A 24,339-nucleotide genomic window follows, 5' to 3' on the forward strand; every position below is an offset into this window, starting at 1 on the left:
TTTAAGCGGCCGAATTTACGTGGTTTGAGAGGTTTTTATCAGGGTACCGTCATATCAAAACGTTTATCATCCGCGTTCTTATGGCACTGACGGCAGTACACAACGCTCTGCTGGTGTTCCTTATGGCAAAGTGTGCAGCGCAGCTGACCCGCGTGACTGTCATGAGGATTTAAAGCGACTTTCTTTTCCGCGGACGCTTTTGCTAAGTCCGGATAGTTGTGGCATTGCATACAGGTCTTGGATTTGGCGGCTGCAACCGGAGCGGCGCTCTTGTGGCACTGCTCGCAGCTGACGCCTTTGGTCTGATGCTTCATCATGGTCGGCTGGGCTGAAACCGCGGAACATAATCCGATAAAGAGCAGGGATGCAAGCGCGAATTTTAATTTTTTCATATTTTCGGACGGGGCCTTACGGCCCCGTTTTCTCAGGTTTAGTTACCTTCTTTGATGGCTTTGATCGCGTTGTCCGCAGCGACTCTGCCGCTGGTCATCGCGAACGAAGAGGCAGAGCCTTCGCAGCGCAGGTCATAAGAAGAGTCGTAAAGACCGCCGATGTCCTGACCGACGACGTAGAGGTTGTTGATCACGTCGCCCTGAGGATTAAGTGCTTCAAACTTGGGATTGACGGTAACGCCGCCGAGTGTCAGGAAGAAAGCGCGGATGCCTTTAAGCGCGTAGTAGGGGCCTTTTTCCATGTTGAAAGTAGCCAGATGTTCGGGCAGACGGCCGAATTCCGGATCTTTTCCGGCCTTGGCGTACTCGTTGACCTTCTGCATGGTTTCGCGGAGGTTCTTAGCGGGAACACCGATCTGAGCGGCCAGATCGTCGATCGTATCGGCCTTAAACGCCCAGCCTCTCTGCTGACCGATTTCGAATGTCTTCGGCAGTGCTTTCAGAGGAACGCCTGCGTGAACGATCGCGTTGAACGGAAGCAGAGCGCCTTTGTTGACGAGCTGATCGTATTTCTGCTGGTCGATGATGTTGTACATCACGCCGCCCGCGCTTGTCATTGCATTGTAAACGTCTACGAATACCGATCCGCGGGATTCGTTAAAGAAGCGTTTGCCGTGCTGATCTACCCACAGCCAGGGCTGAGCCAGTGCGCAGCGGCCCTGTTTGAGTTCGTCAGCGCCCATGAACTGGTTGATTGGGGGCATATCGGCAAGGTAAGGCGCGTTGCCTGCGAGCGCGTGCATGCCTTTAACGCCTGCGCCAACGAGCTGAGCCATTTGGATACCGTCACCGGTTCTACCGTCTCCGTTCTTGCCGTCGGTAACCGGACCGCGGTACCAAACCGGTTCAAACATGCCGAGCGCGGAGGAGTCGTTCACGTACTTAGCGAGCATTTCTTTGTTGGACTCAAAGCCGCCCGTTGCGAGGATTACTTTCTTTGCTTTGATGATAACTTTTTCGCCTTCACCGTCAACCGCTTCCACGCCGGTGATTTTGCCGTTTTCGACGAGAAGTTTCTTAGCCGGAGTTTCGGTCAGGATCTTGCCGCCCTTAGCGTTGACTTCTTTGGCAAAGCGCTGGATGATTCCGGCGGCGCCGCCCTTGAAGAGGTGCCAAGTCATGAGAGATTCATCTTTGGGGTACATGGTACGGATGCCGCGCATTTCAGCGCCTTTATCCATAACCCAGTCGATAGTCTTTCCGGATTCTTCGATCAGAACGCGCAGGACATGCGGATCGGCTCTGTAGTGATGGAACTGGAGTGCGGCGGTCAGAACCTGGTCAACGGTTGTGTTGATGCCGTTGGCTTTCTGATAGCGAGTGCCGACACCGAGGGAGCCTTCGGGGAAGTTTCCGCCGCCGCCAAGCGCGGCTTCTTTTTCGAGAACGATCGGTTTAACGCCCTGGTCAACCGCGCTCTGAGCGGCTGCAAGGCCGGAGAGGCCGCCGCCGACGATGACGAGGTCGGTTTCATAAACTTGTGTTGCAAAAGCCGGGGCTGAGAAAGCGGCTGTCAGTGCGGATGTGATGGCAAGCGCCATTAACTGTCTGCGAAGCATAGTGAATTCTCCTTGAAGAAAATATTTATTTGTGCTGCAGGCAAAAGATTAGCAAGCTGACGGTTTCGTTAGATATGCAATTATTGCATTAGACTAATTGAGTTAAATGCAAATGAGATAAGTGAAATGTCGGATGTACTCAAGCTTTCTCTGGAAGATATTTCCTTTTTGATGGAGTTGGAAAAGAGCGGCGTTGTGCTGAAGGCCGGTTCTGTGTTCAATATGTCTCCTTCGACCGCGAGCAGAAATCTGACGAGGATTAGCGGCTACTTTCCCACACCGATTTTTAAATTTGAAGGCGGCTCCTGGAGAGCGACGGATTACTTTAAGCTGATTCGTCCGAATCTCATTGAGATGATTAAAAACGCGCAGACGCTGATGGCGCAGAGTTTTGACGCGAAGACTTCGGAGCGGACGTATGTGATTTCGTGCATGATGACCGAGGTGGAGCATGTCGTCGGCGGTATTCTGCCGAAGCTCATGGAGCGTTCGCCGCGCTCGAGACTGGACTTGAGCAAGCATGAAAACGAGCTTGCCGCGGTGGTTAACGGACTGGCGGATTTTGCGATTGTGACCGCAGTCGGACTTCCCGCGGATGTGCATGTGATGCGTCTTTATCCCGTAACGCGCGTCATCCTGGTGCGCAGAAATCATCCTCTCACATTTGAGCGGCGTCAGCTCACCAAAAAGATTCTGATTCCGTATGATCGGGTATCGATTCTCACCGGACGAAGTGCTTCCTGGACGAGTCCCGAGCAGAATATTTTTCCGTATGAGCGCTATATGGAGCACACGCGTTATTCGACATCACGGTTTCACACGGCTTGGGAGGCTATGTCAAAAACCGACCTGATCTGTGTCTGCGGATGGAGAGCAGCGGAAATCGCGATGCGCTCGCATGATTTGGTTGCGCTTCCGCTTCCGATCGATGCGGAAGAGGATGAGCTTTGGAATGTTCTGATTTGGTCGGATGTGCGGCATAAAGATCCGGCGATTATTTGGATGCGATCGCTATTTAGCGAATGGGCTCAGGAGGAAGCCGCCCGTATTGCGGAACTTGAAGAGAAAGGAAAAGGACCGCCTACCTATAAAAAGCGGCGGTCCTCTGCAGGCGTTTAGAAGAAATTATGCTTCTTCGGGCGGGATGACGCAGGCGAGCGCGTTAAATCCCGCGTCGACATAAAGGGTTTCCGCGGTAATGCCGAACGAGGAATCGGAGAGAAGGAACGCGGCAGCGTTTCCGACGTCTTCGATAGAAACGAGCGATCTCAGCGGGCTGACCGAGCGGCTTTGCGCAAGCATTGTGCCGAAGTTTTTAATACCGCTTGCGGCAAGCGTTTTAATCGGTCCGCAGGAGATGGTGTTGGCGCGCATGCCTTTGGGGCCGATGTCGGCGGAGATATATCGGGTCGCAGCTTCAAGCGCCGCCTTGCACAGTCCCATAGTGTTGTAGTTGGGGACGATTTTTTCTCCGCCGAGGTAGGAGAGCGTGAGAAGGGACGCTTTGTGTCCTTCCATCTGAGGAAGAAGCTTCTTAGCGAGCGCGGCGTAGGAATATACGGAGATATTCATGGCCGAGAGAAAGCCCTCGCGCGTGATGCCTTCCAGGAAACTTCCGCTGATGGCTTCGCGGGGCGCCCAGCCGATGGAGTGCACAAAACCGTCGAAGCCGTCGGACCAGCGGTTGGCAAGTTCCAGCGCCGCCAGATCAACGGATTCGTCGGAAGAGACGTCAAGTTTGATGACCTGACCGGCTCCGAGCTCGTCGGCAAAGCCCTGGACTCTGTCTTTAAAGCGTTCGTTATTGTAGGAAAGCGCGAGCTGAGCTCCTTCGCGAGCGCAGGCCTGAGCGATACCATAGGCAATAGAGCGGTTTGAAGAAATACCGGTAATCAGGAATTTTTTTCCAGCAAGCAATGCCATTTTGTTCTTTCCGTAGAAAATAATTAGAGAATTGTACTTCGTTATTTTGTCTTGTCTTGCGCTCCAAGAGCGACCACTGCAGCGTATCCCGGGCGTTCCGGTATATTGAGCGGCTCGATTCGGACGGGCAGACCGAAGCTTTTTTCCAGATTTTGCGCCGTCACAACTTCTTTGACCGCACCGAAAGCGGTGGAACCGTCCCGCATCAGCACAAGCGCTTTATTTGCGATTTCCAGTGCGTGAGTCGGGTAGTGTGTATTGATGACAGATCCGATTTTGAGTTCCTGGGAGAGTCGGCTGAGCAGCTGCAGGATCATCAGCTGATTTTTAAAATCCAAGTTGCTTTCCGGTTCGTCGAGGACCAAAAGTTTAGGTTCGCAGCAGAGCGCACGCGCAAGCAGCGCGACCTGATATTGGCCGCCTGAAATTTCGTTGCAGAGGTAATTCGCAAAAGGCTCGATTCCGGTGATTTCAATCGCTTTATCTGCCGCAATCCAGTCTTTTTTAGAAGGAGACTGAAAAGAGCCCCAGCGGGAAGTTCTGCCGAGAACAACCATTTCGCGGACCGTGAGGGCCAAGACATTGGATTTAGCCTGAGGCACATAAGCGATGTTCTTCCAAAGCGACTTGCAGTCATTGGGTTTTAGAGCTTTTCCGTCGATCAGTTCTTCTCCGTCCGACCAGTGCTGAAGGCCGAGAAGGCACTTTAAAAGCGTTGTTTTACCGGCTCCGTTGCGGCCGAGGATCGCGACGATATCGGACGAATTAAAACTGAAGTTCAGGTTATGAAGAACTTCTTTTCCGTGCGGATAGGTAAATGAGCCGTTTCTGACTTCGATCTGCATGATTGTGCGCTCCTAAAGCCGTGCGCGGCCGTGCCGAAGGATGATCAGGAAGACGGGCGCGCCGATCACCGCGGTGAGAACGGACACCGGGATTTCGACCTCAGTGGCGCTGCGCGCGACGGTATCCGCGGCCAGCAGGAAAAGTCCGCCGAAAACCAAGGAGGCGGGCACCACCGCATTATTGTTGCTTCCGACGAGCAGCCGGCAGAAATGCGGGATCAGCAGACCGACCCAGCTGATGATGCCGAAGAGGCTGACCACACAGGCCGAGATGAGCGTCGCGCAGAGGATGCAGACGGCTCTGAGGCGCGCGACCGGAATACCGAGGCTGCGGGCTTCGTCTTCAGGCATGCAGAGCGCGTTCATTTTCCAGCGCAGGATATAAAGGATCAGTGAAGAGAAGCCGATCACGGGAGCCGCGCTATAGAGATTATCCATTTTTGCGCCGCTGAGGCTTCCGAGCATCCAGTACGTAATGGACGGGAGGACATCCTGAGGGTCGGCGACAAATTTGACGAGATTGATCAGAGCGGTAAAGAGAGCTCCGATGACAAGGCCCGAGAGGATGAGCATTAAGAGTGTTCTTTGACCGCGGACTGAACTGACCGAATAGGCGAGGAAGACGGAGATGAGTCCGAAGAAAAAGGAGACGATCTGCAGGAGCGGTCCTTCGAATCCGAAAAGAATAGCAAGTACCGCGCCGAAGGCCGCGCCGGAGGTTACGCCCAAGGTATCGGGGGTTGCGAGCGGATTATTAAAGATTGCCTGAAAGGCGGCTCCGGCGACAGAAAGTCCGGCTCCTGCGATCACGGCGAGCAGAATTCTCGGCAGGCGCACGCTGCCGATGACCATTGATTCTGTAGAGTCTGCGCCGCCTGTAAAAAGCGCTGAGGCGAGTGAGCTGAAATCAACAGCAAAGCGGCCGATGCCAAGCGAAGCGATCATGAGGACGGCCAGAGCTGCCAGCGCGAAAGCTAAGAGGAGTTTGGTTTTAGCGTTCAAGTTAACAGCTCCTATGCGGCGCCCGGCGTCGGAGTTGAGATTTTCATCGGTTTAGGCTCAAAGAGTTTCTTTAACTGCTCATTCGTGAGTTCGATACCGAAGACCTCCCGATAGTATTTCCGTGCTTCATTATTGAGGTCGATATCTTTGAATTGTTCCGGGTAGATCTTTTTAGCGAGCCAATAAAGAAGGACGGGAGAATCCGCAGACGGCGTATAGGTTCGGTAAAAGCCGAGCGGCAGCTTGTAGACCTCTTTATTTTTAACCGCGCTGATCGGCGCCCACAGCGGATTCTTTATGAGATTTTCCGCCGTATCCGGCGTGAAGTTCGTGATCAGAATGACATCCGGGTTCCAGCTGTAGATTTGCTCCATATTGACCTGCGCGTTTGCGGTTTTAGCGGGTATGGATTCCGAGACATTTTTTGCGCCGACCGCTTCTGCCCAATACTGACCAAAGAAATTTTTACCGCTGGTAGTGACCTTATTGTTCTGATTCTGATAAATCCAGAGGACTTTTTTTCTATTCTGAGGCGCGATGGATTTTGTTCTTTCTTCGATCAGCGCTTTTACATTTTCGGCGTATTTAGAGGCTTTATCGGCTTTTGCGTGATCCGGAAAAAGTTCGTCGAGTGTTTTAATCCAGCTTTTATAGGTTCTGACCGCATCGTACTTTTGAGCGGACGTTGAGAAAGCGACGGTTGGAATTCCAGCGGCTTCAAGCTTAGAGAGGGACTGTTTATCTGCGGCATTGACGAGGACAACATCGGGTTTGAGCTTAAGCACGGACTCGATATTGAGGACATTTCCCTTCATAAAGCCGGTATTTGCTTTTGTGATATCCGGATAAATTTCTGAGAGCAGACCGTTTTGGGCTGCCGCCATTGAGCTCGGATGAATGCCGATGATTTTGTCAGCGCTGTTGAGATAGAGCGTAAGTACGGAAGGCAGCGGATAGATATTGGTGATTAGGATCCGGTTGAGGGAGTCGGGTACTTCGGCGGTATGGCCGGTTTCATCGGTGACGATGCGCGCAGCGGCCGAGCTGATAAAGAGTGCAGCTGAAGTGAGCAGAGCGAGGATCTTGCACGATGTGTTCATTTTTTTCATTTGAGGTTAACTGTTTTTGTCATTGTTGCACAAAGCCGGCCTCAAAAAATAAAGCGAGTCCTCTGAAAAAAGCGAAGGCCGCTTGAAGCGGCCTTGCAGTCCTAATTCAAAACTGAATTATTTAGTTTTTTTAGGAGCAGGTTTCTGTGCGGACTGAACGTCAGCGACCTTAGCGTTCTTAACGAGGTTGCTGAGGTAGTTTGCAGCGTTCTGGCGAGCGACGACGCCTTCAACCTGATCTTTGATCTTGTCGAGTTCGGGGAAGGGAACTTCTCTCTTATCTTCGAGCTTGATCACATGGTAGCCGAGTGAGCTGTGGAACGGGATCGGAAGAACATCGCCCTTATTCATGCCCATAGCGGTTTCAGCGAAACCGGGGATGATGATGCTGCGGATGTTGGTGAAGGGGATTTCTCCGCCGTTGGCCGCGCTGCCCTTATCCAGGGATTTTTCTGTGGCGAGTTTGCCCATATCCGCGCCGTTTTTGATCTGAGAGATGAGGCTCTTGGCTTCATCTTCGGACTTGACCAGAATATGGCGAACTTTGATTTCGTTCGGGCTGTACTGTTTTTTCATATCCGCGTAAGCGTCCTGAATCTGCTTATCGGTGACCGGATGAGCAGCGGCGTTGCGGCGTACGAGTTCGTTAGCGAGAATCTGAGTTTCGCGTTCTGCGAGCAGTGTCTTAATTTCAGGAGTCTGCTGAAGTTTCAGCTTACGTGCTTCCTGACCGATTACTTTTTCGCGAACAAGAATATTACGTGCGGCCTCAGCCTGTTTTCCCTCATCTTTGATGCCCTGCTCAGCGAGAAGGTTCATGAGTTCCTTTTGTTCGGCTGCCGAAACCAGCTGGCCGTTGACAGTGAAAGCCGTCTGAGCAGAAGCGGGAATTGCGGCGGCAAGTGCAATAGCGACAAGAACTTTTTTCATTATTTTTTCCATAAACAACGGGAGATTAAATTATAGCGATAATAATCACTTATTCTGTGCGGTAAAAACCCTAAATATCATTAAAGAATACCCACTGATTTTGGATTTGCAATATACACAAATTCATTAAAATAACGCATCTTATCGGATAGGTGTTTAAAAGCACTTGAAGGGAGGTAAGAACCTTGTTTTTATGGCGTTATTCGAGACGAATCTATATAAATGATTATGGAGCGAAAGTGTTTCTGCAATAACAAAGCGGCAGAGATTTATTGTTTCGTGAGGACTATGAAGACTAGTTTATTTTTATGTTTTTACGAACTTTTACTGACCAGTGGCGAACGAGTTCACAGAAAAGAGGAGAAGTCTGCTGAAGACGAACTTAGCATTCATCGATAAAACTTATTTGTCTTCAGAAAGTATAAGAGGGGTTAATTTAAGTGAATGTGCTTGAATATTGAATTGAGCGGCGAATTGTTCTGTTCCGAGGCAGCGGAACAGATGAGACGGTAAATCCGTCGGACAGGGATATGGTGAAGCGCGTGCCGCTTACAGAGGCATAAAAAGAAAACAGCGCATTCAGCGCTGCGAAGCAGGGATCAAGCCGGATTTCCCATATATCCGGCATAAGACATACAGGAAGCAGGATCAATCAGCCGCGCAATAGCGGCTGATTGATAAGTATGTTTAGTGTCGGGATTCGCTCGGGGCAAGAAGCGTCATATTAATATTGTGAATCCCGTGGCCGATAAACGGCTTGAGGTATTCGTACACGATACGGTGCCGTTCGATTTTCGGCAGTCCTTCGAAGCGGCGAGAGATCACGAACAGGTGATAGAGCGTACCGGCGGCGGGTTTAAAGCCGGCTTCTGGACGAGAATAATCTGTAAATCTCAATTCAATAGGAAAGATTGGCTCTAGTGCCTGCTGAATTCTTTCCAAAGACGGGGTATGGCTCATTTTAGTTTTCCTTCCGAATCTGAGTCGGAGATGAATCGGGAAATATAAAACCCGACGCCTACAGTAAAGATAAGCGTCAGACCCATCAGCCCGAAGAGTTTGAAATTCACCCACACATCTGTGGAGCATGTGTAGGCAACTATAAGATTAAGGATGCCGACAACTGCAAAAAAGACAGTCCAGCCTTTTAATAAAGTTTGCCAGGCATTCTCGGGAAGTGCAATCTGTTTACCGAGAAGCGACTTGAGGTAATTTTTACCGGTCACAGCGCCGAACGTCAGAATTGCGGCGAAAATCCAATAAAGAATGGTTGGCTTCCACTTGATGAACATCTCATCGTGGAGCCAGATTGTTAAGGAGCCGAACACCAGGATTACGGCAACAGAGATCCAAAGCATCGGATCGATTTTTTTGCCGGAGATCAGCTTAAAGAGGATCTGTGCGAGTGAGACGACGATTGCGGCTGCGGTTGCGCAGATGACAGGCGCCTGTGTCGGATCAAAACCACTGCCAAGCCACTGGTTGCAAAGCGAGGCGGCTTCATCCGCTCGGTTCTGAGCAAATTTAAATGTGCCGAAGAAAAGAATAACCGGCAGCAAATCGTATAAGAACTTCAAAAAATCCTCGCTAAGTGGACTGGGACACAAACAAAAATTTTGCAACCGCAAAATTTTACTGAAAAATGCCTAATTTGTTAAATACAAACCTCATTAATGAAAATTGTTACCTCAGGCATCTTAGACAGCCTGAGAGTTTGCCTAATCCGCCTGAGGAGCGGCTTAAGCAGTTTTTTTATCACGGAGGAAGATCGAGACAGCCCGGATCGGCTCAAAGAAGATCTTGAAGCCGAAAACGGCCCTAAAGCGGATCCTGCCTTGATAGAAACAATATCCCGGAACGTCGGACCGGCAGCTGATTGGCTGTTTAATGACTTGAAAGTCGAATTCACAAAACGACCGTGCCCGGATTTCAGTAAAACAGATCCGAGACGAACCGGCTCATTCGTCAAATGCATCGATAAAAACGCTTTGTTCTTTTTGCAGCAGTTCCAAAAACTCGGCGGTTTGGTTTTGACAGAAACCAATATGACCAATCTGCTGACAGAAAAAGGACGAGTGAGCGGAATTGAATATTCTTGTCCGGAGGAAAAGAATAAAAAAACTCCTCGTTTCGGATGTTATTTTGGCGACAGGCGCTTTCGGAGCAGATGCTTCTTACTATCCGAAATCTCTCGATAAAGTGCTTTATTACGGCACGAAGGAAGAGGACGGATAGGGATGCAGATCGCGCTCAAGCACGGCGCTTCTCTTATCAATGAGCATGATTACAAGCTTTTCCCGAATGCGGTTGAAATTGCCAAAGGCGTTCCGTTAGTCGCCACCGCTCCGGTTGGTGTCGCAACACCCAAAGGCGGCGCGCTCTTTGTAAATCACGAAAGGAAGAGATTTATCAATGAGAACTGACCGCTCAGATGCTTCAGAAGCGCGGCAAAAAATTCTATGTTCTGTTCGATGAACATTCATGGAACGTATTTAAGCAGAAGGCATTTAGAGATCATCTGATCAAAGAGCCGGAAGACACAGAAAAGTGGGATGAAATTATGAACGACGGAGAACCGGTTTTAGTGAAGGCGGAGAATCTTCAGGAACTTGCCGACAAGACCGGCATGCCGCTCGAAAATCTTTCCGAAACCATTGATGCTTGGAACTACGACGTTAGAGAGGAAAGGGATCAGGCTTTCAACCGAGAAGAGCTTGAGCATTTTGTCAAAGAAGGGAAGGTTTATCTTCTGGAACAGAAACCCCGATTCGCGTCTACGCTCGGCCGTCTCAGAGTCAATCCGCTAATGCAGGTCCTGAATAAGAAAGGCGCGCCGATTCAAGGTTTGTACGCGGTCGGAAATATCGTGGGCGGATACTCCTCTCAAAACAGTGCAGGTCCGATGCGGACAACATGGGCATTGGTTTCGGCTTTTACCTGCGCGGATCATCTTGAAAAGGAGCTGAAAGACCAAAAGGCCGAAAAATAAATTTAATCAGTACAGGCTGCTTTATTTTCTGATTTTCTGATCAGAACAAGCGTCTGCCGATTGATCGCCTCATCGATCGGCAGATGTTTTTTTTGAACGATCGACAGAGGTTTATTTAATAAATAAGCGTCTGCCTGATGAGGGCTTATCGGTTTCTCGTTATTGATGACGAGAATTGATTACAAACGGAAAAATCTTTTTTATCCCGATCAGGGATTTCTTTAAGTTTTGTTAAGCCATACGGTATATCCTTTCCCGGTTAAGTTAAGAACCTTTCGTTCAATTAGATTTAGATGAAAATTACAAAGAAACTTGCGCTTGCGGCTTGCGTCGCAGGAGCTCTAACTATGATGAATGTACAAGCACAACCGACCCCGGCGCCTCAGCCGGCCGCGCAGTCTGCATCTTTGCCTGCCGGCGTAACTCAGGGCCCCACCGTTGAAGGAATCACTGAGTATCGTTTAGCCAACGGCCTTCGCGTCGTTCTCTTCCCGGACGACTCTAAAGCGACCGCAACCGTAAATATGACGTACCTCGTCGGCTCCAGACAGGAAAATTACGGCGAAACCGGTATGGCGCATCTTCTTGAACACCTTATTTTTAAGGGAAGCAAGAATTATCCGGATCCCACTAAAGAGTTCACAAACCGCGGTTTCCGTATGAACGGATCCACTTGGCTTGACCGTACCAATTATTTCGTGTCCTTTACTGCTAATGAAGACAATCTCGCTTTCGCTCTGGCCTGGAGCGCTGACGCTATGCGCAATTCTTTCATCGCGAAAAAGGACTTGGACAGCGAAATGAGCGTGGTTCGAAATGAATACGAAATGGGAGAAAACTCTCCTTCGAGCGTGCTCTTTAAACGTCTTCAGTCCATGATGTACGACTGGCACAACTACGGCAAGAGCACTATCGGCAACAGAAGCGATATCGAACACGTCAGGATCGAAAACCTTCAAAACTTCTATCATCGCTACTATCGTCCCGATAACGCCGTGCTCACGGTCAGCGGCAAGTTTGACGTCACGAAAACGCTCGCGATGATCGCTAAAGATTTCGGCAATATCGAAAATCCGAAAGAAGCGCTGCCTGAAGAATGGACGGTAGAGCCGACAGCGGACGGCGAGAGAGTCTTTGAAATCCGCAGAAGAGGCGAGTCTCAGCTCGTTGCGGTCGGATATCGCATTCCGAGCGCGCTGCATCAGGATTTTCCGGGCACCGAAACCGCAACCGATGTGCTCGCCGATACTCCTTCCGGCCGTCTTTATGAAGCACTGGTCAAAACAGGTCTGGCGACCAGTGTTTTCGGCTATGCGATCGGTGCGAAGCAGCCCGGTTTTGTCGTCTTCGGCGCAACTGTGAAGAAAGGCGAAAGCTTGGAAAAAGTTAAGGACAAACTGATCGAAACGATCGAAACCTCCTTAACGAAGGCGCCGGTTACGGAAAAAGAACTCAACCGTGTGAAGGCTCAGGCCGAAACACAGTTCGAAAGAGCTTTCTCCGATCCGGAAGGGTTCGGTGTCGGACTCTCCGAATACATCGCGCTTGGCGACTGGAGACTCTTCTTCTACGGCCGCGATCAGATGAAAAACGTTACCGGCAAAGAAGCTGATGAAGCGGCGAAGAAGTATTTTGTGCGGGATAACCGGGTCGTCGGTATGTTCATTCCGGATGATGAGCCTAAACGCGCGGAAATTACCGCCGCGCCTAGTGCAGAAGAAGTACTCGCGACCTATAAGCCCAAAGCAGAAGCTCAGAGTGCGGAAGCCTTTGATTCTTCTTTCGATAACCTGAACGCGAGAACCACCCGTATTGACGTCGGCAATCTGAAGATCGCTCTGCTTCCGAAGAAGAACAGAGGAGAAACCGTGACGGTTATGATGAATTTCCGCTACGGCGACGCCAAGAGCCTCTTCGGCCGGTCCGCTGCGAAACAGATGACCGCTTCAATGCTGACTCGCGGTACCGATAAGCTGACTCGTCAGGATATTGACGACAAACTTACCGAACTGAAAGTCCAGGGCGGTCCCTCGGGTTTTGTGACCACGCGAGAAAATCTGCCCAAAGCGCTTGAACTCGTATTTAGTCTCTATAAAGACTCTTCCTTCCCGGAAGATGAATTCAAACAGCTGAAGAAGCAGATGATTGTGATGCTTGAAAGCATGCGCGACAAGCCCGACATGCTCGCAAAGAACGCGATCGATCAGCACTTCAACACATATCCGAAGGGAGACGTCCGTTACGAGCCTTCTATTGCGGAAGCGCTCGAAGAGCTTAATAAAACGGAAGACAAGGATCTGAAGAACTTCCACAGCCAGTTCTACGGAACCGCACGCGGAGAAATCAGTATTGTCGGAGATTTCGACGCTAAAGCCGTTGAAAAGCTGATTCGCGAAGATTATGCCAAGTACGTTTCGAGCGCCCCGTACGCAGAAATTTACAAGGAATACAAACCGGTTAAGGCCGAACGCATCGTGATCGATACTCCGGAAAAAGAAAACGCGACGATTATCGCGCGTTCGGATTTCTCCATGAATGACACCAACCCGGATGCGCCGGCGCTTCAGGTAGCCAATTGGATTCTCGGCGGCGGTACAGGTCTTTCCAACCGCTTAATTGATCGTCTGCGTCAGAAGGAAGGTCTTTCTTACGGTGCCGGTTCCGGCGTGAAGATCCCCGGCAAGGGCGATCAGGCGAGCTTTATTTTCAGAGCGATTGTCGCGCCTCAGAACCTTCTGAAGGCCGAAGCCAGCGCCAAGGACGTGATTGCTAAAGCGGTTAAAGACGGCTTTACCGATGACGAGGTGCGCGAAGCGAAGAAGGGTCTGCTGCAGTCGATGGATGTCGCCCGCTCTCAGGACCCCATCGTCGCAAGCTCTTGGAATGACAAGATGAGTCTTAACCGTGACTGGAGTTTCTCCAAGGCGCGCGCCGAGGCGATTAAGAATCTGACCACTGAGCAGGTCAACGCGGCGCTTCGTAAATACATTAAGCCCGAAGATATGACGTTCGTACTTGCGGGCGATCAGAAGAAAGCTCAGGCAGCACAGAAGAAATAATACAGTCGCTGCATAAAAACAGAGCCTCGTTTCTTTGCGGAAACGAGGCTCTTTTCGAACGGGCCGGTTACGGCGTCTTATATCCGAACTTGTGGCACTGATCGCATGTCAGAACCGAAGGTTCATGCTGCTTATGGCAGTCATTGCATGAAATCGATTCATCGTGTCCGTAGTGCGGGTTCGGGTTAAGCTTCGCGGTTCTTTGTTTGACCGCGTCTCTGCTTCCGTGGCACTGCAGACAGACAGCATCTTCAGGCATTTCTCTCGGACGAGTCTGTCCGTGACAGGTGTCGCACTGCATATTCATTTCCTTATGCTTGCCTTTCAGAGTCATCTGAGCGCTGGCGCCGGAACTGAATACGAGGAGAAGGGAGGCAGCGAGTGCCGCAGCTAATCCGATCTTCATTACTCAGCTCCTTACTGCATCAAAGCTTTCATGTGATCGGCAATCGCCATACCGATAACAGAAGCGGAAGTCAGCTGAGCACCGCCGACGTAGTTGTCATAGAAGAGACCGCCGGCAGCGTTGCCTACAGCGTACAGACCCTTGATCGGACGACCTTCGGTGTCAAGGACCTGGCCCTTGGTGTTGATGAGCGGGCCGCCGAATGTGGCTGTCATACCGCCCTGGAACGGAACGGCGTAGAACGGAGCCTTGAGAATCGGACGAGGATTCTTGTGGGTGTTCGGCGGAGTCAGTTCACCGAGTTTCCCGTTCTGAAGCGCTGCGTTGTATTCGTCAACAATTTTCTTCAGTTCGACCGGATCCAGACCGGCTTCTTTAGCAAGACCTTCAATAGTGTCGGCTTTGTAGACCGGAGCTTTCTTGGATTCATAAGAGAACCAGTCGTTCTTCAGCATCGGAAGATTGTGTGTGTCTTCGTCAACAATCATGTAGCCCCAGTTGTCTTTTGTCAGAGCGGCGGTGTCGCGGGCCATCTGAACGTATGTCTTGCCTTCGTCGGTGTAGCGCTGAGTCTGTTTGGAAACCGCGATACCGGTGTTGACAATGTTAAGCGGGTTGGCGCCTGTGGGTCCGTGTATCGGGCCGCAGTGGTACTGATCAACATTGACGACTTTCGGGAAGTAGGGGCCGGTAAGAAGAATGCTTTCGCCTGTGACGGTGTTGGAGCCGCGAACCGGCATGTTGGCTGCGGGAACGCCGGACATCATGGTGAGCATCATCTTGTTGGCAGAGAAGCCGCCGGTCGCCATGACAACGCCGAGCTTGCCGAGGTATTCTTCAAAGCCTTTGCGGGTCTTAACGCGGGCGCCGATCACATCGCCGTTCTTCGGGTTGTCCAAAAGCGCGACAACTTTGGCGTTGTAAACGATCGGGATGTTCAGTTCTTTGGCTTTGTTCAGCAGATAAGTCATCAGCTGTTTTCCGCCCGGTTTCTGTTCGCCTGTGGTGAGGTGGGCGCGCTGCAGCATCGGCCAAACGAGTTTGGCGCCGACGTTGTACTGGACGCCGACGTAGTCATGCAGCCAGTTGAGTGTTTCGTCAGCCTTTTCAGCGACAAGGCGTGTCAGAGCGGGATCGCCTCTGCCCTGAGAAACTTTCATCATATCTTCGTAGAATTTTTCTACGGTGTCGCCGGTCTGAAGACCTTTAGCCTGCTGCATCTTGGTGTTGACGCCAAGCATGAAGCCTGCGGAGTAAACCGTGTTGCCGGCGGCAGAACCCATTTTTTCAAGAATCACGGGTTTGAGACCGTCCTGAGCGGCGCGGATTGCGGTAACGATACCGCCGATACCCAGACCGCAGATGACGAGGTCATAAGTCTTCTGAGGAGCGGCTGTCTTTTCGGCCGCATTGGCGGTCAGGGAGGCGGAAGCAAAACCTGTGGCCATGGTGGCAAGTAAGCTGCCTTTGAGAATAGAACGGCGAGATGTCTGCATATTGATTGTTCTCCTTGGTAGATGGATCAGCAAACGTGCTGAACATGATCGATATGCTAAAAAATGTGACACGCACATCATCCGTAAATCAACGCTTGACTTTAAGTTAAATTTTTGCTAATGATTTATTTCGCATACTTCGCGGCGTTGATGCCGGCGATTCGCCCGAACACAAAGGCGTCTGTTAGTCCGTTGCCTCCGAGCCGGTTTTGTCCGTGAACGCTGCCGGTAATCTGACCCGCAGCGTAGAGTCCTGCAATCGGCCGACTGTCGTTGTCCAGAGCACGGGCTTCTTCATCAATTGCAATGCCGCCGAGTGTGTAATGCACCCACGGGTACATGCCGACCGCCCAGAAGGGGCCGACCTTGGGACGGTTCTGAGCGGGAACTTCTTCGAGAGAGCGCTTAACCGCCTCGGACGGCACATTGATTTCTTCGCAGAGCGCTTCAATACTGTCCGCTTTCCATACCTGACCGGCAAAATAGGCCTGATAAAGATGCTTTTTCTGAAGCTTGTCCAGAAGATTTAAATTCGCGTTGTCCACGATCGTAAAGCACTTCTTTTTACCCTGACCGATGAGTGCGGAGCTGAGCTCTTTGCGAGTCGCGCCTTCATTGGCAAAACGATGTCCGTCTTCGTTGATAAAGATCATGCCGTGCACGAGCACGTAGATTCTCGCCGAATACTTGTTGAGGTAGGAGCCTTCCGGCACACATTCGATAAAGTCCATGTTTTCGGTTTTAACACCGGACTTCATGGCGCTTTCCAGAACCTCTCCCATTCCTTTCGAGTCGGAATAATAAAAATTCAGATCCGGAACATAGCGCTTTAAAAGGCGAGGGTTTGCGCCGAATCCGCCGGCGGCGAGAACGAGCGCGCGGCATCGAATTTCGATCACATCGGTTCCGGATACGGCTTGGACCGTAAAGCCGCCGTCCGCATCTTTTTCAAAAGCTACAAAACGAGTGGAGGTAAGAATCTGCACGCCGTTTTTTAAGCAGGCTTCTGAAAGTTTCTGGACGTAGGCTTTGCCGACGGCAAGGATCGGCTTATGGCACCTTCGATAGTAGGATCCGTAAATTTGATAAATCTGATCTTCAAAAACCACACCGAGTTCTTTGAGCCACTCAAGCGTCGGGTAGGCAAATTCGGCAAGACGAGCCTGTGCTTTTGGATTGCCTTTTCCGTTCGCGGACTCCAGAATATGCTGATAGAAAAGCTCTTTGCTGTCGGCAATTCCGTACTTTTTCTGCAGTTCCGGATCCGGCGCGTTGAAGTATCCGCCCGAGATCAGCGTGTCTCCGCCGATAAAGGATTCTTTGTCGATCAGAATCACGTCCCTGACGCGGCTTGATGCTTCAAGCGCGGCGCAAAGACCCGCTCCGCCCGCGCCGACAACCAGTACACGGCAGCTGATGGTTTTCTGAGCGGCAAGCACAGCGCTTGGCAGCGCAAGAGACGCCAGAGAGATAAAGGATCTGCGCTTCATGAGTTTTGCATCTCTCTTAAAAATTCATTGAGCTCAACCGGGTTTTCCAAGTCCAGTTTGGCAAAAATATTTGCGCGGTGAGACTGCACCGTGCGCTCGGAAATTTCCAGAATCTCAGCGATCCGACTGTTCGGAAGTCCTTTAGCGATTTGATAGGAAACCTTCTTTTCCGCGGCGGTTAAAGTCTCAAACTGCTCACGAAGACTTTCCGCGTAGGCTTTTTCTCTGCGGACCTGTTTGTTTTTGGCAACCGCCTTGCTGACCAAATCTAAAAGTTTGTCCGGATCCGGCGGTTTGACCAGAAAATTAAAGGCGCCGTTTTCCACACAGCTGACCGCCATTTCAATATCGCCGTGCGCGGAGAGAAAGATAATCGGCAGATCTGAGCCCACGCGCTTTAATTCGGCCTGCAGCTCGATTCCGGTCATGCCCTCCATGCGAACGTCGAGAATCAGACAGCCCAGACGCTCCGGATCGTCGCTGCGCAGAAAATCTTCCGCGCTTGAAAATGATCTTGTCTGAAGACCCGCCAGGTTCAGAAAGAAGCTGAGCGAGTCGCTCACCGTCTTATCGTCATCGACGATCCGGATGATCGGCGTGAGAAGTTTCATAATTCGGTCTCCGGTTTGTTGAGGTTAAAGCTCACAATCAGTCCGTGAGGAGTACGTTTTTGGAAATTAAGGTGCGCGCCGTGATTCTCAATGATCTCGACCGCGATGGACAACCCGATGCCTAAACCTTCCTGTTTATCGCTTTTTGTCGGTTTGCCAAGCTTAGCGAAGCGCTCATCGGAAATTTCCGGCCCGTTGTCGGAGACGGTAACGAGCCAGCGATTCCTCTGATCCTCCACTAAGACCTCAACCTGAGGCTGATTCTCCGATTCAGCCGCTTTCACAGCGTTTTTAAGAAGATTCAGAATAACGAGTTCGATCTCAAAGCTGTCGCCTCGGGCTTCACAGCTGCGGGGCATCTCGACTCGGATGTCTGCTTCGTGGCGTTCGTCGTTTCGGATGCTCGATACCGCTCGCTCGACGATTTCAGTGAGTTCGAACGAGCCCGAGCGGTTCGCGGTGTGTTTGGCGTACGATCTCACGTGTTCGACAATGTCGCTCGTTCGTCTTGCCTGCACGCAAAGCTGCTCGAGCGCGTGACTGACTCGACTGTCCTTAATGCCGAGCTGCGAGAGCAGAAGCTTGAGCCCGCTCGAGTAATAAATCATATTGGTGATCGGCTGTTTGACTTCATGCGCGAAAATAGAACTCATCTGAGAGATAACGCGGCTTTTTTCGAGGCGATCGAGTTTTTCTCGGTTTCTCTGCGCTCTTCTCTCCGTAGCGCGCTGCGCGGCAAGCGCAAATCGAAGCTCGTTGGTTCTTCGGTTCACCAGCACATTGACGCGAATAATATGAATAATCAGCGCAAACAGCAGTGCCGCAGCAAGAGCAAATTCAGTGCGGTACTCCATCACAAAAGCCTTGACGGTGGTCTCGCGCAGATGCGCGTACGGACCGAGTTTTAAGTCTTTCATGAGATCAAAGACTTTTAAGAAACCGCCCGCGGGGACCCATTCGAAGCCGCCGTCGCGCTTAGGCATGGAAAGAAGAGAGAGCGTCACGGCTTTGACCGCGCCGGAGGGCGCGCCGTCTAAGGAAAAGAACACCGCGTCCGGGTACATTTCTGTCGATCGCAGACAGCGGCCCGGACCGCGCTTCGGATCGAGCACCCGAAATTCATCCGCTTTAACGATGCCGTCCCGCACAAGATCTTCAAGCTGACACGGCCCGAGAATGCCCGCATCCGCTTCTCCAACTTTGATGTAGGTCGATACGTCCGGATACTGATAATTCGTAAAAAGCGTGCGCTTAAAGAAGGAATCCGGATTGAATCCGCGTTTGGCGACTTCCCCGAGCGCAAGCAGATAGCCGTCAAAATCCTTGGAGTCGGTCGCGGTCACAACCTTGTCTTTCAAATCCTCAATCGAGCGGATGTCGGTTCTGTCCTTACGGGTTATAAAAACCGAGGAAACCGCTTCGTCCGCGCTCAGCGCGTGCGATCTTCGAACGGTCGCGATCTGCTGCGCGCCTTTGCTGTTGATCAGCGTCACAAAACTGCCCGCGGAGGAGAGCAGAAAGTGCGGTTTCTTTTCTTCAATATCAGAGAGAAGAGAATGCGGATCAATCTCCACCACACTGATCTTGTTGTCTTTGAGCGTGTGCTGCAGATGCTCCATCGTCGGAACAAAAGTTCCGAGATAGAAATCCGGATCAAAAGTGTCAATCAGTCCGATTCTGATTTCCTGAGCGCTGCCGGGCTGCGCCGCGGTTGTCAGACAAAAGAAGAAAGACAGCAGCAGTAAGATAGATTTGAACATTAGGAAAGTGTCTCGCAAATCTTGCCGTTAGGCTATTAGTGACATAACTAATCCAATAAGCGTAAAACGGGCAGGGCGCAAAATAAGTGCGATAATTGCAGTTCTAAAATGAGAATGGTTCCTATTACTGTTCTTTTTATTGCAATGTAACGGATACGATGTATGGCACAGAAAGATAAGAAAATTGTGACCCTTTTAGATGTACCTCAGGGCGCGACGTGTGTTCTGGTGGGTTGGGGCGGTTTAGAGACGCAGGATGTAAAAAAACTGACCGATGTCGGTGTTTTTTTAGATCTTCCGCTGATCGTCCTGAATGTAACGTCTTCCGGACCGATCGTTGTCGCAATCAATGACGCGCATATCGCGATCGGAACCAACACCGCAAAGCACATGCAGGTTTATCTGAAGGAATAAATATCAATGCTTTTAAAAGATATGAAACCGGGCGAAAAAGGAATTATCGTTCAGTTCAGGCCCGGACAAATTGAATATCGCAGGCGTCTTCTTGCTCTTGGCGCGCTTCCCGGCACCAAGTTTGAAGTCGCGCGGGTTGCGCCTTTGGGAGATCCGGTGGAAATCAAACTTCGCGGCTCTTTCATCAGCGTGAGAAAGGGAGAGATTGAAATCTTGGACGTTAAACCGCTCGATTAATTAGTGCAATGAAGAAGAATATTATCGCTGTGGTCGGCAACCCGAACTGCGGCAAGACGACTCTATTTAACGGACTGACAGGATCACATCAGACGGTCGGCAACTGGCCCGGCGTAACGGTCGAACAGATCGTCGGAGAGTTCACCTACAAGGATCGTCAGGTCAAAATCGTTGATCTTCCCGGTATCTACTCCCTTCAGCCGAGTTCGGCTTCGAGCGAGGACGAGCGCGTCGCGCGCGACTACATCCTTCAGGACGAAGCCGAACTTATCGTCAATATCGTGGATGCGAGCAATTTGGAGCGCAACCTGTATCTGACGACTCAGCTCATTGAGATGCAGGTACCGATGATTGTGGTGCTCAATATGCTTGACATGGCTGAGAAGCATCAGCTCAGTATTGATCCGAAGAAGCTTCGTGATCAGCTCGGCTGCCCCGTCATCGGTATCGTGGCAGCTAAAGAGCGCGGCTTAAAAGAGCTGTGCGCCATGATTGATTCCGAGCTCAATAATCTTAAAGTGCCGCCGAATCCCATCCGATTCAGCGACAAAATCGAAAAAGCCCGAGACAAAATCGCAGCGCTTCTGGAAAAGCAGGGCGTGGAGCGGGGCGCCTGGACTGCGGAACAGCTGCTTGAAGGCGACGCCGCGATGGATACCTACCTCAAGGGCGTTGATCTCACAGAAATCAATCAGATTATCGATGAGACGGATAAGGCTTATGAGGGAAACCTCGATATTGAAATGGCTGATGTGCGTTATCAGTTCGTATCAAAGGTTACCGAAGCCTGCCTGACGCGCAACGGCGAAGTCACGCAGAGCACAACCGACAAAATCGATAAGATTGTTCTGAACCGCTGGCTCGGCATTCCGATTTTTCTGCTGATCATGTACCTGATGTTTGTCTTCTCGATTAACATCGGTTCCGCTTTTATCGATTTCTTTGATATTTTGTTCGGAGCGATCTTTGTTCAGGGATTTGGCAATCTGCTCACAAGCTGGGGAACGCACGAATGGCTTAAAACGATTTTAGCCGACGGCATCGGCGGCGGTATCCAGACGGTTTCGACCTTCATTCCTGTGATCGCCTGCCTCTTTCTTTCGCTTTCATTCTTGGAAGATTCGGGCTATATGGCGCGTGCGGCCTTTGTGATGGACCGAATGATGCGCTTTCTGGGACTGCCCGGTAAATCCTTTGTGCCGCTCATTGTCGGCTTCGGCTGCGGTGTTCCGGCGATCATGGCCGCGCGTACCATGGAAAAGAAGTCCGATCGCATCACGACCGTCATGATGGCGCCTTTTATGAGCTGCGGCGCTCGTCTTCCGGTTTATGTGCTGTTTGCGACCACCTTCTGGCCGCTTGGCGGACAAAATCTGGTGTTCTCGCTTTATCTCATCGGTATTTTGGTCGCCATCATCACGGGATTCATCCTGAAACGCACCGCGCTTCGCGACGAAGCGGGCGCCTTTGTGATGGAAATTCCGCCGTATCACATGCCGACGATCAAGAACCTTGCGCTGCGTACCTGGGACCGCTTAAAGAGCTTTATCCTCAAAGCCGGTCAGCTGATCGTCATTATCGTCGCGGTACTCGCGTTTTTGAATTCTCTCGGAACGGACGGCTCGTTCGGCAACGAAGATACCGACAAATCTGTCCTCTCTCAGATCGGAAAGACGATCGTTCCGGCTTTTGAACCGATGGGACTTTCTCAGGAGAACTGGCCTGCCGCCGTAGGTGTCTTTACGGGCATTCTTGCAAAAGAAGCCGTTGTCGGAACGCTTGATTCTCTGTACTCGGGCATGGGCGACAAAATGGCCGGCGCCGACGAGAAAGCCAATGACGACGAGGACGAGCCCTTCAGTCTTGCCGCTGAAGCAAAACGCGCGGTTGATTCGGTCGGCGAGAATCTCTCTGAAATTGGCACCATGTTTATCGATCCGCTTGGCACAAACGTAGAGAAGGATCTGACGGACGTTGATGAGCAGGCGGCGCTGCAGGAAGTCGGCAGCGGTACGTTCCGCGCGATGAAGACACTCTTTGACGGTGAGCTTGGCGCTTTCAGCTATTTGCTGATGGTGCTTCTCTATATCCCTTGCTGTGCTTCAATCGGTGCGATGTACCGCGAAGTGGGAAGCGGCTGGACCGCGTTTGCTGCAGGTTGGACGCTTGTGGTCGGCTACGGCGTCTCAACGATCGTGTATCAGATCGGCCGCTTCAGCGCTCATCCGGTGTTCTCAGGAACCTGTATTGCTTTGTCGGCAGCCGCGATTCTGGCTTTTATCGTCGGACTCAGAATCAAGGGCCGCGGAGATTAACTTATGACTTTGACCGAACTTAAAGAATACGTTCAGGCCAGACGCATTGTTTCTGAGCGCGAAATCTCGCTTCATTTTCGGATTGAAGAATCCGCGATTGAACCGATGGCGCGACGCTGGGTCGAGAAGGGCCTAATGGCTATTGTTGACATGGACGGAACCAAGTGCGGCGGCTGCACGGCCTGCGCCGACGGAATCAAGCGCCATTACGAATGGCTCGGACCGCAGTCGGTCACGTTTAAAAAATAAAAAGTTATCCTCCGATTAAGGAAGGCTTCGACTAAAGTTCGCGCCTTCCTTAATTTTAATGACATGGAACCCCTTTGCTCCCAATGAGATCGAGGGAGCAAAATGGAAGTGATAACTTTCTCATTAAAGGTGATTCCATGTCAGTTAGTAAGATACTCGCAAAAACGATCGACCCCGACCTCGAATATGAAGTCATTGGTATTGATTTGGCCAAGAATTGTGTCAGTGCCGTTCTGTTAACAACAGATGGTGAAGTGATCGGTATTGATCGCCTTGACTATCCGGAGCTTGAGAAGAGCGCACAAGAGCTAAGCCCTACGATATTCGCCATGGAGCCGTGCACTGAAATGAATTATTTAGTCCAAAAGTTAGAGGCTTGAGGACATCGTTGCCTGATTATCAGCGGGGATTACATTGAATCTCATTTTTCAAGTCAAAAAACTGATTTAAATGATGCTCAAGCACTGGCTTTTCTAGCCAAAGATACACAACTGAGAACGATCAAAGCCAAAGATCCGGAGCAACAAAAGTACGCGAGCTTAACAACGCTGCGGGAACAATATATCAAGCAATATAGACAGACCATTGTGTCTTTAAAAGGGATTTGTCAAGCCTGGGGACTGAATATATCGAAAGGGATGAGCGGCAAAGCTCGACTGATAGACCTGATCGAGAGTTATGCGGCATTTCCAGAAGAGCTGAGAGCGGGACTTGTTGACATGGTCACACACGCTCAAACAACTCAAAAGGTCTTAAATAAAATCACTAAAACTCTGGAGGAGTTAGCAAAAAACGATAAAGTCTGCCAACTAATTCAAACGATTCCAGGGCTAGGACCGATCTGCAGCTGCAGACTGCGTGCAACCATCGGAGATATCAGGAGATTCAAAACTCCTAAAGATTTTCCTGCCTATTATGGCTTGGTACCGAGAAGCATTGCTACGGGGCACAACGAGAAGAAAGGAAAATTACCCATCGAGGAGACAAAACAATGAGATCCCTAATGGTGCAAGGCGCTGGGTGTGTAGTCATTATGGCTACCAAAGGAACATTGGGGTCCAAGTAATTAACGAAGTGGATTCTAAAGAAACAAAAAGAGAAAATGCCGTGGGGAAAGCTTGTATGCGCCGTTGCTGCAAAGCTTTTACGGATTGTTAGAGCTGTTCTTATCAGTAATAAACCATACAACCCGAAAATAGCAGGGGTTGCGAAATCTTCATTGCCCAAAGGGATCTAGAGATTTAACTTACAGTTCGAGCACAATCGTCTACAACTAAGCATGAGAAAGCCGAAAGGCCCGCTCAACAGCCCGGAAGTTTACAGCCATCTAATTTTAAGGGGCACGGGCGGACTGATCTTGAAGTTCATGGTAGGCAAATAGAATCAAATGAGATTCTTGAAACAGCCAGAAGAGATTGGTAGATTGGCCTCTTCTGTATGCTGCAGCAGACTCATTTAACCTTGAACAAGATACCTAGATAATCGAAAAGCTA

Annotated in this window: 25 protein-coding genes; 11 read left to right on the forward strand and 14 right to left on the reverse strand. The window is 50.7% G+C overall.

Annotation, left to right across the window (positions count from 1 at the left end):
• Positions 1-38: 38 nt before the first annotated feature.
• Together E5987_RS06625 and E5987_RS06630 are read right to left on the reverse strand one after the other, a co-directional pair.
• The gene (locus E5987_RS06625) at positions 39-392 is read right to left on the reverse strand and encodes a cytochrome c3 family protein (protein WP_160335310.1); all 354 of its coding nucleotides are present in this window, start codon (positions 390-392) and stop codon (positions 39-41) included.
• A 38-nt stretch (positions 393-430) separates the two neighbouring features.
• Positions 431-2,011, reverse strand: a complete 1,581-nt coding sequence (locus E5987_RS06630) for an FAD-dependent oxidoreductase (RefSeq protein ID WP_160335311.1) — start codon at positions 2,009-2,011, stop codon at positions 431-433.
• Between the two features lie 126 nt (positions 2,012-2,137).
• Between E5987_RS06630 and E5987_RS06635 the strand changes: the two genes are divergently transcribed.
• The gene (locus E5987_RS06635; protein WP_160335312.1) at positions 2,138-3,130 is read left to right on the forward strand and encodes a LysR substrate-binding domain-containing protein; all 993 of its coding nucleotides are present in this window, start codon (positions 2,138-2,140) and stop codon (positions 3,128-3,130) included.
• Between the two features lie 6 nt (positions 3,131-3,136).
• Here the strand turns inward: E5987_RS06635 and E5987_RS06640 are convergent, their stop codons facing one another.
• From E5987_RS06640 to E5987_RS06670, 7 genes are all read right to left on the reverse strand, one after another.
• Positions 3,137-3,934: an enoyl-ACP reductase FabI gene (locus E5987_RS06640; protein WP_160335313.1), complete on the reverse strand. Its 798-nt coding sequence runs from the start codon at positions 3,932-3,934 to the stop codon at positions 3,137-3,139.
• Positions 3,935-3,975: 41 nt separating this feature from the next.
• Complete coding sequence (locus E5987_RS06645; RefSeq protein ID WP_160335314.1) at positions 3,976-4,779, reverse strand: ABC transporter ATP-binding protein; 804 nt, start codon at positions 4,777-4,779, stop codon at positions 3,976-3,978.
• Positions 4,780-4,791: 12 nt separating this feature from the next.
• On the reverse strand, positions 4,792-5,781 hold the full coding sequence (locus E5987_RS06650; RefSeq protein WP_237178753.1) for a FecCD family ABC transporter permease: 990 nt from the start codon (positions 5,779-5,781) through the stop codon (positions 4,792-4,794).
• Between the two features lie 11 nt (positions 5,782-5,792).
• Positions 5,793-6,881 (reverse strand): ABC transporter substrate-binding protein, encoded by a 1,089-nt coding sequence (locus E5987_RS06655; protein WP_160335315.1) that lies wholly within the window; start codon positions 6,879-6,881, stop codon positions 5,793-5,795.
• 126 nt (positions 6,882-7,007) lie between these two features.
• Positions 7,008-7,820 (reverse strand): peptidylprolyl isomerase, encoded by an 813-nt coding sequence (locus E5987_RS06660; RefSeq protein ID WP_160335316.1) that lies wholly within the window; start codon positions 7,818-7,820, stop codon positions 7,008-7,010.
• A gap of 687 nt (positions 7,821-8,507) precedes the next feature.
• The gene (locus E5987_RS06665; RefSeq protein WP_160335317.1) at positions 8,508-8,780 is read right to left on the reverse strand and encodes a BolA family protein; all 273 of its coding nucleotides are present in this window, start codon (positions 8,778-8,780) and stop codon (positions 8,508-8,510) included.
• The gene (locus E5987_RS06670) at positions 8,777-9,397 is read right to left on the reverse strand and encodes a septation protein A (RefSeq protein WP_160335318.1); all 621 of its coding nucleotides are present in this window, start codon (positions 9,395-9,397) and stop codon (positions 8,777-8,779) included. Before E5987_RS06670 ends, E5987_RS06665 begins: the two co-directional genes overlap by 4 nt.
• Before the next feature lie 96 nt (positions 9,398-9,493).
• Between E5987_RS06670 and E5987_RS06675 the strand changes: the two genes are divergently transcribed.
• The 4 genes from E5987_RS06675 to E5987_RS06690 all read left to right on the forward strand — a co-directional run bounded on the left by E5987_RS06675 (position 9,494) and on the right by E5987_RS06690 (position 13,868).
• Entirely contained in the window at positions 9,494-10,018 is a 525-nt protein-coding gene (locus tag E5987_RS06675) for an FAD-binding protein (protein ID WP_160335319.1), read from the forward strand.
• Positions 10,019-10,057: 39 nt separating this feature from the next.
• On the forward strand, positions 10,058-10,243 hold the full coding sequence (locus tag E5987_RS06680) for a hypothetical protein (RefSeq protein WP_160335320.1): 186 nt from the start codon (positions 10,058-10,060) through the stop codon (positions 10,241-10,243).
• 8 nt (positions 10,244-10,251) lie between these two features.
• Positions 10,252-10,809, forward strand: coding sequence for an FAD-binding protein (locus tag E5987_RS06685; RefSeq protein ID WP_160335321.1), 558 nt, complete (start codon positions 10,252-10,254; stop codon positions 10,807-10,809).
• A gap of 347 nt (positions 10,810-11,156) precedes the next feature.
• Positions 11,157-13,868: a M16 family metallopeptidase gene (locus E5987_RS06690; RefSeq protein WP_237178754.1), complete on the forward strand. Its 2,712-nt coding sequence runs from the start codon at positions 11,157-11,159 to the stop codon at positions 13,866-13,868.
• Between the two features lie 67 nt (positions 13,869-13,935).
• Here E5987_RS06690 and E5987_RS06695 read toward each other — a convergent pair whose 3' ends face one another.
• The 5 genes from E5987_RS06695 to E5987_RS06715 form a co-directional block, all read right to left on the reverse strand.
• Positions 13,936-14,274, reverse strand: coding sequence for a cytochrome c3 family protein (locus E5987_RS06695; protein WP_160335323.1), 339 nt, complete (start codon positions 14,272-14,274; stop codon positions 13,936-13,938).
• Between the two features lie 11 nt (positions 14,275-14,285).
• Positions 14,286-15,770 carry an FAD-dependent oxidoreductase gene (locus E5987_RS06700; RefSeq protein WP_160335324.1) on the reverse strand — a complete coding sequence of 495 codons (1,485 nt, stop codon included), beginning with the start codon at positions 15,768-15,770 and terminating at the stop codon, positions 14,286-14,288.
• 125 nt (positions 15,771-15,895) lie between these two features.
• On the reverse strand, positions 15,896-17,260 hold the full coding sequence (locus tag E5987_RS06705; protein WP_160335325.1) for an FAD-dependent oxidoreductase: 1,365 nt from the start codon (positions 17,258-17,260) through the stop codon (positions 15,896-15,898).
• Positions 17,257-17,871 (reverse strand): response regulator transcription factor, encoded by a 615-nt coding sequence (locus E5987_RS06710; RefSeq protein WP_160335326.1) that lies wholly within the window; start codon positions 17,869-17,871, stop codon positions 17,257-17,259. The genes E5987_RS06705 and E5987_RS06710 overlap by 4 nt, the downstream gene beginning before the upstream one ends.
• Entirely contained in the window at positions 17,868-19,631 is a 1,764-nt protein-coding gene (locus E5987_RS06715; protein ID WP_160335327.1) for a sensor histidine kinase, read from the reverse strand. Before E5987_RS06715 ends, E5987_RS06710 begins: the two co-directional genes overlap by 4 nt.
• A gap of 162 nt (positions 19,632-19,793) precedes the next feature.
• On the opposite strand from E5987_RS06715, the gene E5987_RS06720 reads away from it, so the two are divergent.
• The 6 genes from E5987_RS06720 to E5987_RS06745 all read left to right on the forward strand — a co-directional run bounded on the left by E5987_RS06720 (position 19,794) and on the right by E5987_RS06745 (position 23,841).
• On the forward strand, positions 19,794-20,045 hold the full coding sequence (locus E5987_RS06720) for a FeoA family protein (RefSeq protein WP_160335328.1): 252 nt from the start codon (positions 19,794-19,796) through the stop codon (positions 20,043-20,045).
• Positions 20,046-20,051: 6 nt separating this feature from the next.
• Positions 20,052-20,282 (forward strand): FeoA family protein, encoded by a 231-nt coding sequence (locus E5987_RS06725; RefSeq protein ID WP_160335329.1) that lies wholly within the window; start codon positions 20,052-20,054, stop codon positions 20,280-20,282.
• 8 nt (positions 20,283-20,290) lie between these two features.
• On the forward strand, positions 20,291-22,597 hold the full coding sequence (gene feoB, locus E5987_RS06730; protein ID WP_160335330.1) for a Fe(2+) transporter permease subunit FeoB: 2,307 nt from the start codon (positions 20,291-20,293) through the stop codon (positions 22,595-22,597).
• Positions 22,598-22,600: 3 nt separating this feature from the next.
• Entirely contained in the window at positions 22,601-22,846 is a 246-nt protein-coding gene (locus E5987_RS06735) for a FeoC-like transcriptional regulator (protein ID WP_160335331.1), read from the forward strand.
• Positions 22,847-22,983: 137 nt separating this feature from the next.
• Positions 22,984-23,226, forward strand: coding sequence for a hypothetical protein (locus E5987_RS06740; RefSeq protein ID WP_160335332.1), 243 nt, complete (start codon positions 22,984-22,986; stop codon positions 23,224-23,226).
• 258 nt (positions 23,227-23,484) lie between these two features.
• Positions 23,485-23,841 (forward strand): transposase, encoded by a 357-nt coding sequence (locus E5987_RS06745; RefSeq protein WP_160335333.1) that lies wholly within the window; start codon positions 23,485-23,487, stop codon positions 23,839-23,841.
• The last annotated feature ends 498 nt before the right edge of the window (positions 23,842-24,339 follow it).

Source organism: Parasutterella muris (genome assembly GCF_009767915.1).
Lineage (GTDB): Bacteria > Pseudomonadota > Gammaproteobacteria > Burkholderiales > Burkholderiaceae_F > Parasutterella > Parasutterella muris.

Coding starts and splice junctions, on each gene's coding strand:
- E5987_RS06625 (WP_160335310.1), bottom strand. CDS start 392: ATGAAAAAATTAAAATTCGCGCTTGCATCCCTGCTCTTTATCGGATTA.
- E5987_RS06630 (WP_160335311.1), bottom strand. CDS start 2,011: ATGCTTCGCAGACAGTTAATGGCGCTTGCCATCACATCCGCACTGACA.
- E5987_RS06635 (WP_160335312.1), top strand. CDS start 2,138: ATGTCGGATGTACTCAAGCTTTCTCTGGAAGATATTTCCTTTTTGATG.
- E5987_RS06640 (WP_160335313.1), bottom strand. CDS start 3,934: ATGGCATTGCTTGCTGGAAAAAAATTCCTGATTACCGGTATTTCTTCA.
- E5987_RS06645 (WP_160335314.1), bottom strand. CDS start 4,779: ATGCAGATCGAAGTCAGAAACGGCTCATTTACCTATCCGCACGGAAAA.
- E5987_RS06655 (WP_160335315.1), bottom strand. CDS start 6,881: ATGAACACATCGTGCAAGATCCTCGCTCTGCTCACTTCAGCTGCACTC.
- E5987_RS06660 (WP_160335316.1), bottom strand. CDS start 7,820: ATGAAAAAAGTTCTTGTCGCTATTGCACTTGCCGCCGCAATTCCCGCT.
- E5987_RS06665 (WP_160335317.1), bottom strand. CDS start 8,780: ATGAGCCATACCCCGTCTTTGGAAAGAATTCAGCAGGCACTAGAGCCA.
- E5987_RS06675 (WP_160335319.1), top strand. CDS start 9,494: ATGAAAATTGTTACCTCAGGCATCTTAGACAGCCTGAGAGTTTGCCTA.
- E5987_RS06680 (WP_160335320.1), top strand. CDS start 10,058: ATGCAGATCGCGCTCAAGCACGGCGCTTCTCTTATCAATGAGCATGAT.
- E5987_RS06685 (WP_160335321.1), top strand. CDS start 10,252: ATGCTTCAGAAGCGCGGCAAAAAATTCTATGTTCTGTTCGATGAACAT.
- E5987_RS06690 (WP_237178754.1), top strand. CDS start 11,157: ATGATGAATGTACAAGCACAACCGACCCCGGCGCCTCAGCCGGCCGCG.
- E5987_RS06695 (WP_160335323.1), bottom strand. CDS start 14,274: ATGAAGATCGGATTAGCTGCGGCACTCGCTGCCTCCCTTCTCCTCGTA.
- E5987_RS06700 (WP_160335324.1), bottom strand. CDS start 15,770: ATGCAGACATCTCGCCGTTCTATTCTCAAAGGCAGCTTACTTGCCACC.
- E5987_RS06705 (WP_160335325.1), bottom strand. CDS start 17,260: ATGAAGCGCAGATCCTTTATCTCTCTGGCGTCTCTTGCGCTGCCAAGC.
- E5987_RS06710 (WP_160335326.1), bottom strand. CDS start 17,871: ATGAAACTTCTCACGCCGATCATCCGGATCGTCGATGACGATAAGACG.
- E5987_RS06715 (WP_160335327.1), bottom strand. CDS start 19,631: ATGTTCAAATCTATCTTACTGCTGCTGTCTTTCTTCTTTTGTCTGACA.
- E5987_RS06720 (WP_160335328.1), top strand. CDS start 19,794: ATGGCACAGAAAGATAAGAAAATTGTGACCCTTTTAGATGTACCTCAG.
- E5987_RS06725 (WP_160335329.1), top strand. CDS start 20,052: ATGCTTTTAAAAGATATGAAACCGGGCGAAAAAGGAATTATCGTTCAG.
- feoB (WP_160335330.1), top strand. CDS start 20,291: ATGAAGAAGAATATTATCGCTGTGGTCGGCAACCCGAACTGCGGCAAG.
- E5987_RS06735 (WP_160335331.1), top strand. CDS start 22,601: ATGACTTTGACCGAACTTAAAGAATACGTTCAGGCCAGACGCATTGTT.
- E5987_RS06740 (WP_160335332.1), top strand. CDS start 22,984: ATGTCAGTTAGTAAGATACTCGCAAAAACGATCGACCCCGACCTCGAA.
- E5987_RS06745 (WP_160335333.1), top strand. CDS start 23,485: ATGAGCGGCAAAGCTCGACTGATAGACCTGATCGAGAGTTATGCGGCA.